Genomic DNA, 16,093 nt, shown 5'->3' with positions numbered 1-16,093 from the left:
CCTGAAGCCGGAAGAACTTAGGAGCTACAGCAGATGAGGAGGAGTCTCAACCCCTGAAGCCTGGAGAACTTAGGAGCTATAGCAGATGAGGAGGAGTCTCAACCCCTGAAGCCTGGAGAATTTTGGAGCTACAGCAGATGAGGAGAAGTTTCAACCCCTGAAGCCTGGAGAATTTTGGAGCTACAGCTGATGAGGAGAAGTTCCAACCCCTGAAGCCGAAAGAATATTGGAGCTACGACAGATGAGGCGATGTCCAGCCAATCTTAGGCTACTTTACTTGACGATACTTACTTACTTTTAGTAAGATGGGTAAGTCAACTTACTAAAAGTAAGTAAAATAGGTCTAGGGGGAAATATTCTCATGGCAACAATAGCTGAAAAAAGCTTATCAGATATAATGAAAGAACGTCACTCAGTAAGAAAATATGAAGCAGACTTTAAAATATCTATTGAAGAGATAAAAGATATGATTAAAGTGGCAACCACGGCACCATCTTCAAGTAATCTTCAGCCCTGGCGCTTTATGGTGATTCTAGATCAAGAAACCAAAAAAGAGTTAAGAGCAATTGCTTTCAACCAGGAACAAGTTGAAACTGCCTCTGCTGTTGTTGTTGTTTTAGGTGATAAAGAAATGTATAACAGTACTGAAAAAGTTTATCAAAGTGCGTATGAAGCAGGTTTCATGGATAAAGGAAGCATGGAACAATTAATTGCAAATGCTAACAGGACCTACACAAATGCACCTGAAGAAATCCGTAAAAATATTGCAACTTTTGATGCGGGTCTTATCTCTATGCAGCTAATGCTGATTGCAAAAGAAAGAGGTTATGATACAGTACCGATGGCTGGATTTGATAAAAATAAGTTTATCGAACGATTTAACGTGTCCGATCGCTATTTTCCTATTATCCTATTGCCTATCGGAAAGGCAGCTGTACCAGCGCACAACACAACACGTTTACCACTAGAAGACGTTATCATTGATTATTAATTATAAAAACACCCCCAAGCTGTAATTGTCTTAGGGGTGTTGATTTTAGTTATTAATATACTTTTCAAATACAAATCCAAAATCTTTTACACAATATTGTTTCTTGCTGTCCTCTAGCCATTGGAAGGCTGCTTGGTTAAGCATTTTGAATTGAACGACTAAATTGCTGTCAGGACTTGTGATCCGGCCGAGTGTCGTAGAAGCAACATCCAGGCTTTGCTTGGCAAATTGGAGGCTTATTTCATTCTCGTGTGAAATCTCGGAGATTTTAATTAATGCTTTATATAAGTCCTTTATTTCCTCAATATGTTTTTTGTGCACATCAATCGAGAAGGGAACAGAGCCAATCTTGAATTTAATTTCAACATCAAGATCCACAGTGCCCGCTGTTTCAAGCATGACATCTGAAATTCTGTTTGTTGCATAACTATAACGGTGGAGCATCCGTTTCTTGCTTGTTGCGCTTGTGCCGTCAAGATGAATAAGAGCGTTATTAGTAAAGCAATATTCATCGGATTTAGATTTAATTAGAAAATAAATCTTCTCATTGTCTTCATGCATGACGTAATCGTCTGCATCTACCTTATCGTAATTCTCCGGTTTAATAACGGAACCAACATCGCTTAATCCTAAAATATCAGAAGCCACTTTTCCAAACATCCTACCAACCTCACTTTATATTTTTTTGTCTAAGCTATGTACGAACTAGAGGTGTTGAAAGTTTCATACGTTTGCTCTAAACGACAGAATATTTTATGCACGAAATGTGAGCATATGCCTGAGTTTTCATAAGATATGTTAACATAAAATTCAGAAATCTGATATACTATTACACATTATATAGTTAAAGAGCAGGGGATTAATCCCTTAATTAGGAAAGGAAAGTGAAGAATGCGACCGATCATATTAGGCATATTTGCTGCTTTCTTTTTTGCCATTACATTTATTCTTAATCGATCAATGGAGCTTGCTGGCGGGAGTTGGATTTGGAGTGCGTCGTTAAGATACTTCTTTATGGTTCCGTTTCTAATTTTAATTGTAATCGGAAGGAAGAATCTTAAGCCGTTGTTATTCGAAATGAAAAAGCACCCGGGTGCTTGGCTGTTATGGAGTACTGTCGGTTTTGGGTTATTTTATGCACCCATCTGTTTTTCTGCGGGCTATGCACCCGGATGGTTAATTGCTGCAACCTGGCAGATTACAATTATATCAGGCTCAATGCTTGCACCGCTTTTTTATGAAACAGTGATAACAGAAAAAGGAGCTATTCGTCAACGAGGCAGGATTCCTTTCAAAGGGCTAGGCATGTCGCTGATTATTTTACTCGGGATTATTCTCATGCAATTAGAACAAGCCAATCACCTTTCACTAATATCCATAATCCTCGGAGTGTTTCCTGTTGTTATCGCATCCTTTGCCTACCCATTAGGTAACAGAAAAATGATGGAACTGTGCGGAGGACGGTTGGATGTTTTTCAACGTGTTTTAGGGATGACACTGGCAAGTCTGCCTCTTTGGATTGTTTTATCAATTTATGGATTCATAACAGCAGGCCCGCCTAGTCTGGGGCAGACTGCACAATCCGGACTAGTTGCGATTTCCTCCGGGGTCATTGCTACGGTTCTTTTCTTTCAGGCAACTGATCTTGTAAGGGGTGACTTACAAAAGCTCGCAGCGGTGGAGGCTACTCAATCTATGGAAGTTTTGTTTGCTGTCATGGGAGAACTACTCCTCTTAAACGCTACAATGCCCACATCCTTATCGTGGAGCGGAATGGTCTTGGTTATGATTGGGATGGTACTTCACAGCCGCTTATCAAACAAAATGGTAAAACAAAAAATTCAAAATATAAGTGTCTAATGTACTAAACCCTTATCATTTAGATTGGGGGCACTGAAAAAGTCCCTTAAATTTAGGGTTTGTGTCTAAATGGGGCTGTTGATTTCCGATCCAGGCGGCTTCGCTTTCCGCGGGCGTGCCGGGGAGCCTCCTTGGCGCATTAGCGCCTGTGGGGTCTCCCCAGCCCCGTACTCCCGCAGGAGTCTTCGCCGCCTTCCACTCCAATCAACAGTCTTCTTTTACAAAGGCTATATTTTTAATAAATCAGTGCCTTTATTTAGATTGATAGGGGATTTTATAGGTTACATAGGGTAATTTATGGACGCTTATTTAAATATGGATATGTTCTAAAACCAATGGGTGTAAGGCTGTTGTCTTGTCTACAAAAATAAAGCCGTCATACCGCTGCCCCATGTTAGATGGAACATAATTGCCAAAATGTTCGTACTCAGGGTGGTAAACCACTCCAATCGCTCTATGACCTATGGTCGTGGAAAACTCTTTACGGTTATGTTCGTTAAAAATAAGATACTGATTCAAGTGGCCTGTCTGATGCATAAGGTATTCCCAGCTTCCATTTTGGGCAGGAGGTACATTCATTACTTCAAAGTTTGCTCCCCATTCAGTTGAGGCAATAACCGTTCCTGTGTAAGTTCCGAAACCGACGATAAATACTTCGTCCTCCCCATATTTTTCACGGACAAGCTGTCCGACATTTACCATACCTTCATCTCTCATGTCAGTGGCTCTTGCATCGCCAACATGTGTATTATGTTCCCAGACAATAACTTTAGCACTCTCGCCATAGTAATTAATAATGGACTCTAAAGCATCGACCATATGACGATCCCGGATATTCCAAGATTCATCATCGCTTTTTACCATGGTCCTATAATAATCTTCTGCATGGGCGGTAACAAGTGCATTGACTTCCATATTGAGGCTGTTTTCTTGATCATCCTCAAATTTCCATTTGTTTTTTTGTATCGTTGATAGCAGTTCCAGTGCTTCTTTCATGCAATCCTCTGATAGATATCCTGCAGACACGGCATAAGATTCATTGTTTCTGTTATGCTGCTCAAAACAAGCAAATGCCTTCCTTGCCGCATCAAGTTCCGGTGAATGAATCTTTTCTAAATATCGCACAATCTCATCGAGGCTCTCCCAAAGGCTGTACACATCTAAACCGTAAAAACCAACCTTTTCAGAACGGTTCGTATTAAGATTAAACTCATTTAACCACGCGATTAATTCCATAATTTCATCGTTAGCCCACATCCAAGTTGGCCAGCGATTAAAATCCTCGAGAACTTTATGCACATCAGTATTGGAAGGGGAGTATCCTTTAATATAACGATTGATCGATTGGCATGATGGCCAATCACCCTCAACTGCAATAAAAGAAAAACCCTTTTCTTGAATTAATCTCTTCGTTAACTCTGCACGAATCGTGTAAAACTCAGACGTTCCATGAGATGATTCACCAAGCAGTACATATTTAGCGTCACCAATGGCATCTAATATAGGGTCAAGGTCATTAACCGATTGGAACGGTTTAACGTATCTTTTTAAGGAATCTATCATCTAACTGAGCATCCTTTCTTAATAAATTGTTTAATTTTTGATAAGATGCCCTGATTATTTTAATCCTAATCTGGAATAAACTTCTAAAACTTCACGTATCCGTCACAAAATTTCCGTTTATTTAGAAGATTCTGTAGTATACTAAAAGTGTAAGAAAGATAGAAAAAAATAACATCTTAGGAGGCTCAACCATACGTGTTCGTTCCGTTTTGTGTGAACGAGTAGTAGTAAGGTTATTCCTATAACTCATTAGGTAAGAAGAGTGATATTTTCCTTTTTGGAGCGGTTTAAATCAAGAACAGATCCCTTTCATATTTGATATCTATGTAGTCATAGAATTGATATCAAAGGCAGATGTTAAGGATTTATAGGTTAGTACATTGTTAATGAAATATATTTAACAATGTATCCGTAACTGAAACCAAACCAAAAAAGAGGTATTGCCAAGAAGCATGTACCTAAATGAAGGAATAAAGAGTCTTAATGTGTCAAAAGTAAAAGGTTTGTTTCTTAGGAATTTGAATTCCATTTAAAACATGTGAATTCATTTCTTTTAGCGGAACAAACACTCGCCGGCTAAGTTTTCAAATTTTCCTTTAGCTGTAAAACAACTAAACGGAAAAAAGGTCTGATAAACATTGGCTGGTGTAATGGTTGGGTCTCCTAAGGTGTTAACTATTTAGGGAGTTACTTCATAAAGAGGTAGCTTTTTTTTATGTTTGCAGGGGGAGCCTCCTGTTATTAGAGCAGCAAATTAACTGAAAGTTTAAGTAAGCAAATAATTATAAAAAATACAAATTATTCATTATACTATAAATAAGAAGCCATATTGAAAGGGGAAAGATAATGTCAGGAAGTCAAGAGCTTAGTTTATTAAGTCAACAAGAAGCCCTCATTCATAAGATTCAGCACAAAGGTTTAACCAAGAAAAAGATTTTCCAGCGGATATTACTAATTACGCTTGGGGCCATTCTCATGTCTGTGGGACTGGAAATTTTCCTAGTTCCAAATAACGTAATAGACGGCGGAATTACCGGCATTTCTATTATGCTGTCCTATATTACAGGCTGGAAACTGGGTGTGTTTCTATTTCTATTCAATATTCCATTTATTTTTCTGGGTTACAAACAAATTGGAAAAACCTTCGCATTATCCACACTATATGGAATTGTTATTTTATCTATTACTACCACTTTTCTTCATCCAGTTCCAGCCTTTACACAAGATATACTCTTAGCAACTGTTTTCGGGGGAATCCTGCTCGGCGTCGGCGTAGGTTTGGTCATCCGATATGGAGGCTCTTTAGATGGGACAGAAATACTAGCCATCCTTTTCAATAATAAGTTTCCATTTTCAGTCGGCGAAATTATTATGTTCTTTAATTTATTTATCTTAGCAAGTGCAGGATTTGTTTTTTCATGGGACCGGGCTATGTATTCACTTATTGCCTACTTTGTTGCCTATAAAACCATTGATATTACGATTACTGGTCTAGACGAATCCAAATCAGTTTGGATCATAAGTGACAACGCCAATCAAATTGGGGATGCAATCATGAACCGTTTAGGTCGCGGTGTCACCTATTTAAATGGGGAAGGAGCCTATTCCGGGGATGAAAAAAAGGTAATCTTTTGCGTAATTAACCGTCTGGAAGAAGCAAAATTAAAAGAAATTGTTACAGAAAATGATGGAAATGCTTTTTTAGCTGTAGCTGATATTGCGGAAGTACGCGGAGGGCGATTTAAGAAGAGAGATATTCATTAGTGACCAATCGACTAGCGAATGTCGAATGATCGCAATTAGCTATGAATAATGTATTTAATATAAATTTATTGTCGTTATTTAATACATAACCACCTTTCTGCCTTCAGGTTTTGTCGGACTATGCGCTTACCTAGGAAATAGTTTTAGCAGAAAATGAAATATTTCCGAAAAAGATGACAGTTGTACTGTCATCTTTTTTCTTTAAAACAATAATTCATATACCTCGTTTAACTCATAAGCCCTTTTTTCATCTTGAACTTCTTTCGCATGATTGATTTCCTTAGGAAGTATGTTGTTTAAGAACTTGCTTTCTTTCTGAGTTAAATCACGAACAAAAGATTCTTCAGAATTGTAAGCGCCTTCAATCAACTTCTTATAAATAAACCGCCCTTCTGAATGATCATCGGTATAATTAGACAGGATTTCCTTTAAATATCCTAATGTATTATCCAAATGGACCCACATCCTTTCACCTAGTTATTTTTTAACGAAAGGATAATAATATACATATTTAAAGATATGACACCCCCTTCAAAATAAAAAGCCCGCTTTTTCAAAGCAGGCGAATTAATTATTTGGTTGCGGTAAGGATTCGATAGCTCAGCGTATCCTGATATTTAATTACAATATTCCCGTGCTCATTCAATATATGGAAAAGCTCAGGCTCAAAGTTATCAGAGAAATTAAATTCAGGTGTTTGATTGCCATGGCTTAGGGGAAGATCATGGACTTTAATTTCTATATCTCGGAACCCAGCGGATTGAATGAGGTAACTCCAATCCTGCTCTTGTAATAATGAGTCAACTCCATAAAAATTCATAATTTCAGCTGATTCATGTGGACTAAGGGGACGATTCATGGTCATTTCATTTGCAAGTAATCGACCGCCATTTTTTAGTACCCGATAAATTTCCTTCATTGCCTTTGGCTTGTTGACAAAAGCTAAAACTGATTCAGATAAGATAAAATCAAATGTATTGTCGGCAAAAGGAATTTCCTCAATGGAACCCTGGATAAGATGGATGGGAAGCTGCAACGTTTGAAACCGGTTTTTTGCTTTCTCCACCATTATGGGGTTAATTTCTAGACCGTAGACTTCTGCAGCGTATTGTTGATATAAATAAGCGGCTGTCTGGCCTGTACCACAGCCTGCATCTAATATAACCGATTGGTTGTTTATTTGTTCATTGGAAAGTATGTTTTGTGTAAGGTTAATACCACCTGGATGGGCACCGCCAACACCAAACTTTGCCAAGAAGTCAAAATAAGTTAAGCTACCCATAAAAACCACCTGTTTTCTTTTTTAGCCATTGTATGTTAAAGAATGTTAGGTGGTTCATATATAGTGTCTAAATGCTTTGCCATTTAAACGTAACTTAAACATTTATTACATCACATTATTGAATGAATTAAGGACAAATTAAACAAATAGGGGAGAGATTAAAAAGTAAAGGAGTGCAGGAAAATGAATAAAATGAAAATGCAGCCGTTATTCAAATTGTTTACTCCTAAACCAAAAAGAAATATGTCACTTTGGGCATCTCTTGCAGGAATTGCTTTAAGTGCCGCGGTATTCGGGTTAACAAGAGGGAAGCGTAAAGACTTTGCACTTCCTTTTCAGAATGTAATGAAAAACTTTTCGGAAAGGTCAAACCTTCCCAGCTTAAATGTTATGGATAATGCTGCTTTAACAGAGTTCTCTGACGAACTAATGGAAAGTGCCTTGAATAATAAACAGTAGAATTTGAAAAAGTCCGCTTACAAGCGGACTTTTTAATATGGTGCGTGTGGAACCTTCTTTGGCCGGTATTCAATCAGATCAGAAGAATATAGATCGATAACTAGCAAATGCCCAAGTGTCTTAGCTCTAATTAAGATAGGTTCTTTATAATTATTTCTAAAAACAAAATCAGGACCATACCAACTAACCGTGGCATCTCGTCCCGGAGGGATATATGGAACCTTGCGGGTATGAGAAAATCTTTGAATGATCTTAAGCCCAGCGTTATCTACTGCATTAAACAGGGTTGAAGAGACTTGACAAATACCCCCGCCAATATCCTCAGAAAATTCGCCTCTAATAATGACTGGGGCCCTTAAATACCCCTTTGATGCAGTTCTTTTGCCAACTGCCTTATTAAAAGAAAAATTCTCTCCCGGAAAAATGACATAATTATTAATAGCTTCTGTTGCTAATGAAATATTATTTGACCGCTTTTTGTTACTCGGATTAAAGGAGGTTATATAACGGCCAATCCGCATACCGCGAATATCCGAGAGCAATTCACTATCCACTTTAGGATAGACGGGCAGCATAGGAATCTCTAACTTACCTGACTTATGCGAAAAGAGATAGGCATATAACTGTTCAGTAAAGGCCTGTCGATGAATTCTTGATCCAATCTTCTCAGGAACAATTTCCCCGCTTAAATTAATAGTGGCATTTTGGGGTTCAATCGAAAATTGTTTATCTAGATTGTCTAAAAATAAATTATATTTTTTCGAATCAATTATGGGAATAGTTGAATAAGGAAAGGAGAAATCCTCCTGTTTGATCGTTGTTACATGGATCCCATGTTTGGTGATCATTAAATGATCAGTGGTGTTATTGATTGGTTGTGCCGTTAAAATAATACCTAAAATACATGATAATATCATTCATTACACGCCTCCTCATTTTAATATAAGTAAAATAATCCTTTTTCATGTAGAAATAACAACAGAAGTTATAGGAATATAATTGATATCTATCCATTAGACTATTTACAAATTTCTTGAAATGCAATATATTATCATTATTGATAATGATAATATAAAGGGGAAAAAAACCATGACAAATGAATCAACAGTAGATGTTATTTTACATCCGGTTCGAATGAGAATAATCCAAACCTTAATCAATCAACAATACACCGCCCAGCAAATAAGAGAATGTCTCCCGGATGTCCCGCAAGCCTCATTATACCGTCATATCAACAAACTAGCCGATGCCGGTGTCATTCATATTATTGAAGAGATACCAAATAGAGGGACGATTGAAAAGGTTTATTCTCTCCAAGACCCTGCAATGGCCTCAATTGGTCCAGACCAATTAAAGAACTTTTCAAAAGAGGAGCATATGAATTTATTTTTTAAGTTTATGGCTAATATGATGGGTGAGTATGAAAGATATCTAAATCAATCGTATATTGATTTAGTCCGTGACGGGGTTGCCTTCAGACAAACCTCTGTATTTTTAGATGATGAAGAATTTGTTCAATTTATTAAAGAGTTGTCAGAGGTTTTTTCAAGGGTGGCGCACAATAAGCCGGAAAAGGGAAGAAGAAGGAGAAGCATAGCGACCATTATCGTCCCGGACCAAAAAAATGTGTAAACAAGTGACAGAATGAAACATGGAGAGAAGGTACCGATCCAAAATGAATGGAAGTATATTTTTTGTTAATGAAAAAAGTTTAAATCTATAGTATAGTAGCAGTGAGATAACAAATGAATAGACAACTGCTAGCAAATGGTTAGCTGAAAACGGGAGTGTCAGACTATGGCGGATCAGGAAAGAATTCAATTAAATGTAAGAATTTCTAAAGAGACTTCGGCTAAATTAGATGAAATCGTGGAGTATTATCAACAAGGCTTAAAACTTGGCAGGATTTATAAGGGGGATGTTTTAACGGATATCATAGAAAAATCTTATGAAGTTATGAATAAACAAAAAAGATCCTTTAAAAGGTACTAGAAAGAAAATGGAAATACTTAAACCAGATCTATCGAATGATGGTAAAAAAATATCGGAATATTTAGAAAGTGAATTGAATAATTAAGATTTGAAGGTATAATGGTACATATAAAATACTGACTGGTTAGTATTTCTTTAATAGATTTTTGTTTCCGCTTACAAACCTTTTTGGAGGTTAATGAATAATAAAACCTGGTTGGCGCATTATCCTGAAAGCATCGAACAAAATATAAACATACTTAACATACCAATGGTCGGAAAGCTGGTAAAGGGAGTGAACAAAAGTATGGTATAATTTGAATAATATTTAACAGATTGTGAGGACATAAGTGTGAAGGAAAGAATAACGGAACAAAGCATCCGCTTATTTGAAAAGAAGGGGTTCAGTGAAACATCCATTCAAGACATTGTCGATTCCTTAGGTGTAACGAAGGGGACCTTTTATTATTACTTTTCTAGTAAAGAAGAGTTATTAATGGATATTCATCGAGGCTATATTGATGAATTACTTGTCAAATTAGAGCGGATTTTTAAAGATGCATCCAAGAATTATAAAGAAAAATTATTTGAAATTGTGTATATGCTGCTTTCGGATATTAAATCCCGTGGATCTGCAGCAAAAATATTTTACCGGGAACTATCTAACTTGAATGAGGAGCATTCAGCGTTAATTATTGAGAAACGTGATCAGTTCCGCTTAAATATTGAGGAATTAATCAAAGCCGGAGTCGAGAACGGGGAATTCCGTCCGGAAATCAATGCCTCCATTATTACATTTGGTATTCTTGGGATAACCAATTGGAGTTATCAATGGTTTAACCCAAGTGGAAGTTGTTCGGATCGTGAGGTCGCTGAAATTTTTGTTGAGATGATATTAAAAGGAATCCAAGTGAATGAATAAAATAAAGAGGGGTTTATAGGGGAATTCTCCTCTCTTTTTTATAAATTATAGATACCGACCGGTTAGTATAAAAGACTAGGAGGGATTACGTGACGCATCAACTCAATAAGGATACCATTCCCATTCGTCCAGGTGAAGAATTAAATTTGCGTGTTTTAGAAAAGTATCTCCGTGAAAATATGGATTCTTTGCCGGAGGGACAATTGGAAATATTACAGTTTTCTGCAGGCCATTCCAATTTAACTTATCAAATGAAGATAGGCAATTGGGAGGCAGTACTAAGACGTCCTCCGCTTGGTCCTGTCGCACCCAGAGCCCACGATATGGGAAGAGAATTCAAAATCCTCTCGGGGTTAAACCCTGTCTTTTCTGTTGCACCAAGGCCGCTTCTTTTTTCTGAGGATTTATCCATTGTTGGAAGTCCCTTCTTTATTATGGAAAGAAAACATGGCGTGGTTATTGACACTTCTTTGCCGGAAGGGATTTCAGCCACAAAGGAACTTTGCCGTCGTCTCTCAAGCATTATGGTCAATAAAATGGTGGAATTACATGAAATTGATTTCAAAAAAACACCAATAGCCGAAATCAGTAAACCGGAGGGTTTTATGGAAAGGCAGGTTCATGGCTGGATTGGCAGGTATGAACGGGCAAAAACGGACGAAATACCAGTGATTGAATCATTAAAAAAATGGCTTGTCGATCATATTCCTAAACAATCAGAAGCAGCAATCATCCATTACGACTATAAATTTAACAATGCCATGTTTAATAAAGAATTGACTGATATGGTTGGTCTATTTGACTGGGAAATGACGACGGTTGGGGACCCGCTGGCCGACCTTGGTGTGGCCATGAGTTATTGGAATCAACGAGACGACTCTGAACTTCTGATTAAGGGTTTAGGGAAAGAACCCGTTACGGCAGTTCATGAAGGATTTTTTACAAGGAAAGAATTTGTTGAAATTTATGCTGATAAAAGTGGCAGAGATATTAAGAATTTCAATTTTTATTTAACCTTTGCCTACTTTAAACTAGCGGTTATCGGCCAGCAAATCTATTATCGTTACAAAAAGGGGCAGACGAATGACACGCGTTTTGCGAATTTTAACCACTTTGTAAAAAATTTAATTCTGCATGCTTATCATGTAACGGAAGAAAAGCTGTAATGAGGGAGCGAATTAGGGATGACTAAGGTTCACCTTCTAATGAAAAAGGAAGACATAAAGGAAGAGAAAATGGCAGCCGGAAATAAAGTAGCAGTTGTCTTAGATATTCTACTGGCGACCACAACCATTGTCTCGGCATTGAAGGATGGTGCAAAGGAGGTCATTCCTGTTTTGCATAGCCGTGAAGCATTGGAAGCAGCGAAAAGATTTTCCCAAGAAGAATATATTTTAGCGGGTGAACTTGATGCTAAACCTATCGCCGGGTTCGAATATCCAAGTCCGACAAAAATCCGTGAGAGCATCAAAGGGAAGACTCTGATTTTGTCGACCACGAATGGTACGGTCGCATTAAGGAGGTCTGTACTAGCTGATAAGGTCTATATTGGTTCATTGCTCAATAACCCTGCTGTAGCTAGTGCCTTGCAGGATCTTACTGAAGATCACACCATCCTTATTATTTGCTCGGGGAATTCTGGTGAAACAAGTTTGGAAGATTTTTATGGGGCGGGACATTTGATCGATTGTCTGCTTAAGAATGGTAAATACGAGTTAACAGATGCAGCGAAGTCAGCCCTCTATTTTTATCGCGGTCAAGATGATTCCTATGAAATATTGCTAGATTCATATGTTGGCGGGCTTTTAGAAAAACACAATCACCACAATGATTTGAAGGTTGCTGCATCTAGAGGAATCACCTCGGTTGTACCTGTTTTAAAAGAAGGGAAGATAATGGTTGTAAATCGTTATCACATTAATTAAAGATATGAAAAAGATTTAAGGGAAAGTAGGAATGGAATGATGAGAGCCATACAACTAAAGGAATATGGAGGACCGGAAGTTTTAAATCTAGTTGAACTAGAAAAACCGGTTCCAAAAGGTCATGAGGTATTAATTGAAATTAAAGCAATCGGTGTAAACTATGCCGATACTGCGAGGCGTGAAGGAAAGTATGTCGTGAAAACACCGCTCCCATTTATTCCAGGTGCGGAGATTGCGGGAGTGGTGGCAGAAGTAGGAGACCAAGTAACAAAAATAAAGCTTGGCACAAGGATTGTGACATTAATCGAATCAGGGGGCTATGCGGATTTTGCCCTTGCGGATGAGCGAGCGGTGATCCCCATTCCAGAACAACTCGATTTCCATACTGCGGCAGCCTTGCCTCTTCAGGGATTAAGTGCCTATCATATCCTAAAAACAATGGGCCGTTTGGAAAAAGGGGAAAGTGTCCTCATTCATGCGGCCGCTGGAGGAGTTGGAACCATTGCAGTGCAGCTAGCCAAATTGATGGGAGCTGGTAAAGTGATCGCTACCGCGAGCTCAGAAGAAAAACTTTTATTGGCTAAAGAAATGGGTGCCGATGTATTAATTAACTATACCGAGCCAGATTGGGATAGGCAGGTTCTCGACGCAACCAGCGGGAGAGGAGTAAATGTCGCTCTAGAAATGGCCGGGGGTGAGGTATTTAATAAAACAGTCAAATGCCTTGCTACATTTGGGCGCCTTGTCATTTTTGGTGCAGCAAGCGGGGAACAAAGCAGGTTCTACCCATCGACACTCATGGCGAGAAATCAGTCCGTTATCGGATTTTTCTTACCGCAGATAATGAGAAAACCAGACTTGCTGCAACCGAGTTTAGAAGAGCTATTCGCATATCTGAGGCAAGGAAAATTAAAGCTGACCATTGGCGGCGTGTTCCCTTTACAAGAAGCAGCAAATGTGCATACTTTATTACAATCAAGAAAAACACATGGAAAATTAATTTTAGAGCCTTAAATATTAGATTTTCGTTAATAGAAGCTTAAACTCCCTCAGGAAGAGGCTTGAAAATTCAAGCCTCTTTTCTAATGGGGAAAATGAAATATTAATAAACTATGAACAAAGTCTTAATTAAAATGTAATTATTGCGCAGAAGGTTTGATATGCAAAAAAATTCGTTTAAACTAATTAAAAAAGAGTTCTTTATTAGGGGATGAATGACTGTGAAAATATTAGTGATTGAAGATAATAAAAGTGTTTGCTCGATGATTGAAATGTTTTTTGCCAAGGAGGGGATTGAAGGGGAATTTGTGAACGATGGCTTAGAAGGGTACAACCGCTTTAAAAGTGGAACATGGGATGCCCTTATCATTGACTGGATGCTTCCGGGGATGGATGGCGTGACAATTTGCCGAAGAATCCGCGAGGAGAAGTTTACTGTTCCAATTATCATGTTAACTGCGAAGGATAGTGAATCAGACCAGGTACTCGGTTTAGAAATGGGTGCCGATGATTATGTAACTAAGCCTTTTAGTCCATTGACTTTGATGGCCAGAATTAAAGCCGTTACTCGCAGAATACAGAATCAAGAGCATAAAGAGCAAGAAGATTTTATAAGGACCGATCATTTTAAGGTAAATAAAATCACGAGAGATGTATTTGTAGACGATACACAGGTGACCAATTTAACACCAAAAGAGTTTGATTTACTTTCCTATATGGTAGAACATCCTCGTCAAGTATTCTCGCGTGAACAATTACTAGAACGGGTATGGGGATATCAGTTTTATGGTGACGAGCGGACGGTTGATGTTCACATCAAACGCCTGCGAAAAAAAGTAGAAACAACGTCACAGCCTTTCTTCCATACAGTTTGGGGAGTTGGTTATAAATTTGATGATGCAGTTAAAACCGATGAAGTTTAAGTATTTTTATCAGCAATTTTTTAGTCATATTAGTATTATTATCGTAGCCTTTTTATTATTGAGCCTCTTATTTACACATTATGTAGAAAATTTAGTTTATGAAAACAAAGCAGAGGAACTAACTGCCTATGGCAAGGCAATCCTGAACGATTTAAAAGATGCGCCATCTTTTGCATCAGATGAGGTCATGAGTCAATACAGTAATGTGTTAGAGGCAAGGAAAATGAGCTTTAGTTTATTCGATGAAAATGGCAAATTATACTTGGTTAATAGAAAAGGTCCTGCCATAAAGAACTTGCCTGCGGATAAATGGAATGCGGTGACAAAAGGGAAAACCATTATTGTTCAAAGTGATTTTAAGAGTTTTGGACAAGAAGGGGTAACCTTTGTTGTCCTGCCATATATCGATAACGGAAGATTTATTGGCGGGGTCCTATTGACATCACCCATCAGCGGTTCAAGTAAGATGATTGAGCAGCTAAATAAGTACTTATTTTATGCGATTTTAATTGCCCTTGTTGTCTCCTTTTTTCAAAGCTGGTTCTTATCAAGGATCCATGTTCATCGGATCAAGCGCCTGCGCGAAGCAACTTCACAAGTATCAGTGGGAAATTATAATGTTAAAGTAAACTCATCAAATTTCGATGAGATCGGTGAATTGGCAAATGATTTTAACCACATGGTAAATAAAATTAAACAATCCATGATAGAAATTGAAAGCCTTGAAAACAGAAGGCGCCAGTTTATGGCGGATGTTTCACATGAAATGCGCACACCATTAACAACAATCAGCGGTGTGATCGAAGGCCTGAAAAATGACATGATTCCAGAAGAGGATAAAGAGCGCGGAATCAATTTAGTCAGTCAAGAGGCGAAAAGACTGATTCGACTGGTCAATGAAAATCTAGATTATGAAAAAATCCGCTCTAATCAAATCCAATTATTTAAAGAAGAAATTCAATTATTAGAAGCGCTTGAAATTATTCAGGAACAGTTAAGTTTCATAGCCGAAGAAAAAAACAATCATATTATGGTTGAGGCTGACCCAGAAATAGTTGTTCTGGCCGATTATGACCGGCTCATCCAAATATTAATTAATATAACGAAAAATAGCATTCAGTTCACTTCCAATGGAACCATTTGGCTGCGCGGAAGGAAAGAAAAACACGAAACAATAATTGAAGTGGAAGACACAGGAATTGGGATCGATGCCACTGAAATTGAAAACATCTGGCGTCGTTTTTATAAAGCTGATATTTCGAGAACTAGTACCTCTTATGGTGAATTTGGTCTAGGACTGTCGATTGTTAAACAGTTGGTACTTCTTCATAATGGCGAAATAGAAGTTTCGAGTGAAGAAGGAAAGGGTACAAAATTTACGATTCGATTAAAAGAGGAGAAAGTTGCAGATTAAGCTGCAGCTTTTTCATTTTT

The 16,093-nt window shown here is 37.9% G+C and carries 17 protein-coding genes; 12 read left to right on the top strand and 5 right to left on the bottom strand.

Annotation, left to right across the window (positions count from 1 at the left end; genetic code table 11):
• Positions 1–361: 361 nt before the first annotated feature.
• Positions 362–991, top strand: a complete 630-nt coding sequence (locus tag GXK58_RS06350; RefSeq protein ID WP_160720978.1) for a nitroreductase family protein — start codon at positions 362–364, stop codon at positions 989–991.
• Positions 992–1,036: 45 nt separating this feature from the next.
• On the opposite strand, the gene GXK58_RS06345 is transcribed toward GXK58_RS06350, so the two are convergent.
• A complete protein-coding gene (locus tag GXK58_RS06345) occupies positions 1,037–1,651 on the bottom strand; it encodes a PH domain-containing protein (protein WP_160720976.1) in 615 nt (204 codons plus the stop codon).
• Between the two features lie 231 nt (positions 1,652–1,882).
• On the opposite strand from GXK58_RS06345, the gene GXK58_RS06340 reads away from it, so the two are divergent.
• On the top strand, positions 1,883–2,851 hold the full coding sequence (locus tag GXK58_RS06340) for a DMT family transporter (protein ID WP_160720974.1): 969 nt from the start codon (positions 1,883–1,885) through the stop codon (positions 2,849–2,851).
• Between the two features lie 309 nt (positions 2,852–3,160).
• On the opposite strand, the gene GXK58_RS06335 is transcribed toward GXK58_RS06340, so the two are convergent.
• Positions 3,161–4,414 carry an erythromycin esterase family protein gene (locus GXK58_RS06335; RefSeq protein ID WP_160720972.1) on the bottom strand — a complete coding sequence of 418 codons (1,254 nt, stop codon included), beginning with the start codon at positions 4,412–4,414 and terminating at the stop codon, positions 3,161–3,163.
• 846 nt (positions 4,415–5,260) lie between these two features.
• Between GXK58_RS06335 and GXK58_RS06330 the strand changes: the two genes are divergently transcribed.
• Positions 5,261–6,178 (top strand): YitT family protein, encoded by a 918-nt coding sequence (locus GXK58_RS06330; RefSeq protein WP_160720970.1) that lies wholly within the window; start codon positions 5,261–5,263, stop codon positions 6,176–6,178.
• Between the two features lie 201 nt (positions 6,179–6,379).
• On the opposite strand, the gene GXK58_RS06325 is transcribed toward GXK58_RS06330, so the two are convergent.
• Both GXK58_RS06325 and GXK58_RS06320 read right to left on the bottom strand, forming a co-directional pair.
• Entirely contained in the window at positions 6,380–6,631 is a 252-nt protein-coding gene (locus GXK58_RS06325; RefSeq protein ID WP_160720968.1) for a sigma-G-dependent sporulation-specific acid-soluble spore protein CsgA, read from the bottom strand.
• Positions 6,632–6,749: 118 nt separating this feature from the next.
• Complete coding sequence (locus GXK58_RS06320) at positions 6,750–7,460, bottom strand: methyltransferase domain-containing protein (protein WP_160720966.1); 711 nt, start codon at positions 7,458–7,460, stop codon at positions 6,750–6,752.
• A gap of 183 nt (positions 7,461–7,643) precedes the next feature.
• Here GXK58_RS06320 and GXK58_RS06315 point away from each other — a divergent pair, with 183 nt between their 5' ends.
• Entirely contained in the window at positions 7,644–7,919 is a 276-nt protein-coding gene (locus GXK58_RS06315) for a hypothetical protein (protein ID WP_160720965.1), read from the top strand.
• A 32-nt stretch (positions 7,920–7,951) separates the two neighbouring features.
• Here GXK58_RS06315 and GXK58_RS06310 read toward each other — a convergent pair whose 3' ends face one another.
• Entirely contained in the window at positions 7,952–8,836 is an 885-nt protein-coding gene (locus GXK58_RS06310) for a VanW family protein (RefSeq protein ID WP_160720963.1), read from the bottom strand.
• A gap of 172 nt (positions 8,837–9,008) precedes the next feature.
• Between GXK58_RS06310 and GXK58_RS06305 the strand changes: the two genes are divergently transcribed.
• From GXK58_RS06305 to GXK58_RS06270, 8 genes are all read left to right on the top strand, one after another.
• A complete protein-coding gene (locus tag GXK58_RS06305; RefSeq protein ID WP_160720961.1) occupies positions 9,009–9,551 on the top strand; it encodes a helix-turn-helix domain-containing protein in 543 nt (180 codons plus the stop codon).
• A gap of 165 nt (positions 9,552–9,716) precedes the next feature.
• Positions 9,717–9,911, top strand: a complete 195-nt coding sequence (locus GXK58_RS06300) for a hypothetical protein (protein WP_160720959.1) — start codon at positions 9,717–9,719, stop codon at positions 9,909–9,911.
• Between the two features lie 331 nt (positions 9,912–10,242).
• Entirely contained in the window at positions 10,243–10,812 is a 570-nt protein-coding gene (locus GXK58_RS06295; RefSeq protein WP_160720957.1) for a TetR/AcrR family transcriptional regulator, read from the top strand.
• 89 nt (positions 10,813–10,901) lie between these two features.
• On the top strand, positions 10,902–11,978 hold the full coding sequence (locus tag GXK58_RS06290; protein ID WP_237389583.1) for a phosphotransferase family protein: 1,077 nt from the start codon (positions 10,902–10,904) through the stop codon (positions 11,976–11,978).
• A gap of 18 nt (positions 11,979–11,996) precedes the next feature.
• Complete coding sequence (locus tag GXK58_RS06285; protein WP_160720955.1) at positions 11,997–12,737, top strand: 2-phosphosulfolactate phosphatase; 741 nt, start codon at positions 11,997–11,999, stop codon at positions 12,735–12,737.
• Between the two features lie 39 nt (positions 12,738–12,776).
• Positions 12,777–13,751 carry a quinone oxidoreductase family protein gene (locus GXK58_RS06280; RefSeq protein WP_160722123.1) on the top strand — a complete coding sequence of 325 codons (975 nt, stop codon included), beginning with the start codon at positions 12,777–12,779 and terminating at the stop codon, positions 13,749–13,751.
• A gap of 206 nt (positions 13,752–13,957) precedes the next feature.
• Positions 13,958–14,659, top strand: coding sequence for a response regulator transcription factor (locus GXK58_RS06275; protein ID WP_160720953.1), 702 nt, complete (start codon positions 13,958–13,960; stop codon positions 14,657–14,659).
• On the top strand, positions 14,649–16,073 hold the full coding sequence (locus GXK58_RS06270; RefSeq protein ID WP_160722122.1) for a sensor histidine kinase: 1,425 nt from the start codon (positions 14,649–14,651) through the stop codon (positions 16,071–16,073). Before GXK58_RS06275 ends, GXK58_RS06270 begins: the two co-directional genes overlap by 11 nt.
• The last annotated feature ends 20 nt before the right edge of the window (positions 16,074–16,093 follow it).

The sequence above is a fragment of the Bacillus sp. USDA818B3_A genome, from assembly GCF_009928415.1.
GTDB lineage: Bacteria > Bacillota > Bacilli > Bacillales > Cytobacillaceae > Neobacillus.
The sequence above is the reverse complement of the archived record's forward strand: the minus strand, read 5'-3'. Positions and strand labels throughout refer to the sequence as shown.

Excerpts from the sequence above, each read along its gene's own strand:
- GXK58_RS06280 (WP_160722123.1), top strand. The coding sequence starts at position 12,777 with ATGAGAGCCATACAACTAAAGGAATATGGAGGACCGGAAGTTTTAAAT.
- GXK58_RS06270 (WP_160722122.1), top strand. The coding sequence starts at position 14,649 with ATGAAGTTTAAGTATTTTTATCAGCAATTTTTTAGTCATATTAGTATT.
- GXK58_RS06330 (WP_160720970.1), top strand. The coding sequence starts at position 5,261 with ATGTCAGGAAGTCAAGAGCTTAGTTTATTAAGTCAACAAGAAGCCCTC.
- GXK58_RS06350 (WP_160720978.1), top strand. The coding sequence starts at position 362 with ATGGCAACAATAGCTGAAAAAAGCTTATCAGATATAATGAAAGAACGT.
- GXK58_RS06320 (WP_160720966.1), bottom strand. The coding sequence starts at position 7,460 with ATGGGTAGCTTAACTTATTTTGACTTCTTGGCAAAGTTTGGTGTTGGC.
- GXK58_RS06340 (WP_160720974.1), top strand. The coding sequence starts at position 1,883 with ATGCGACCGATCATATTAGGCATATTTGCTGCTTTCTTTTTTGCCATT.
- GXK58_RS06300 (WP_160720959.1), top strand. The coding sequence starts at position 9,717 with ATGGCGGATCAGGAAAGAATTCAATTAAATGTAAGAATTTCTAAAGAG.
- GXK58_RS06315 (WP_160720965.1), top strand. The coding sequence starts at position 7,644 with ATGAATAAAATGAAAATGCAGCCGTTATTCAAATTGTTTACTCCTAAA.
- GXK58_RS06345 (WP_160720976.1), bottom strand. The coding sequence starts at position 1,651 with ATGTTTGGAAAAGTGGCTTCTGATATTTTAGGATTAAGCGATGTTGGT.
- GXK58_RS06335 (WP_160720972.1), bottom strand. The coding sequence starts at position 4,414 with ATGATAGATTCCTTAAAAAGATACGTTAAACCGTTCCAATCGGTTAAT.
- GXK58_RS06310 (WP_160720963.1), bottom strand. The coding sequence starts at position 8,836 with ATGATATTATCATGTATTTTAGGTATTATTTTAACGGCACAACCAATC.
- GXK58_RS06305 (WP_160720961.1), top strand. The coding sequence starts at position 9,009 with ATGACAAATGAATCAACAGTAGATGTTATTTTACATCCGGTTCGAATG.
- GXK58_RS06285 (WP_160720955.1), top strand. The coding sequence starts at position 11,997 with ATGACTAAGGTTCACCTTCTAATGAAAAAGGAAGACATAAAGGAAGAG.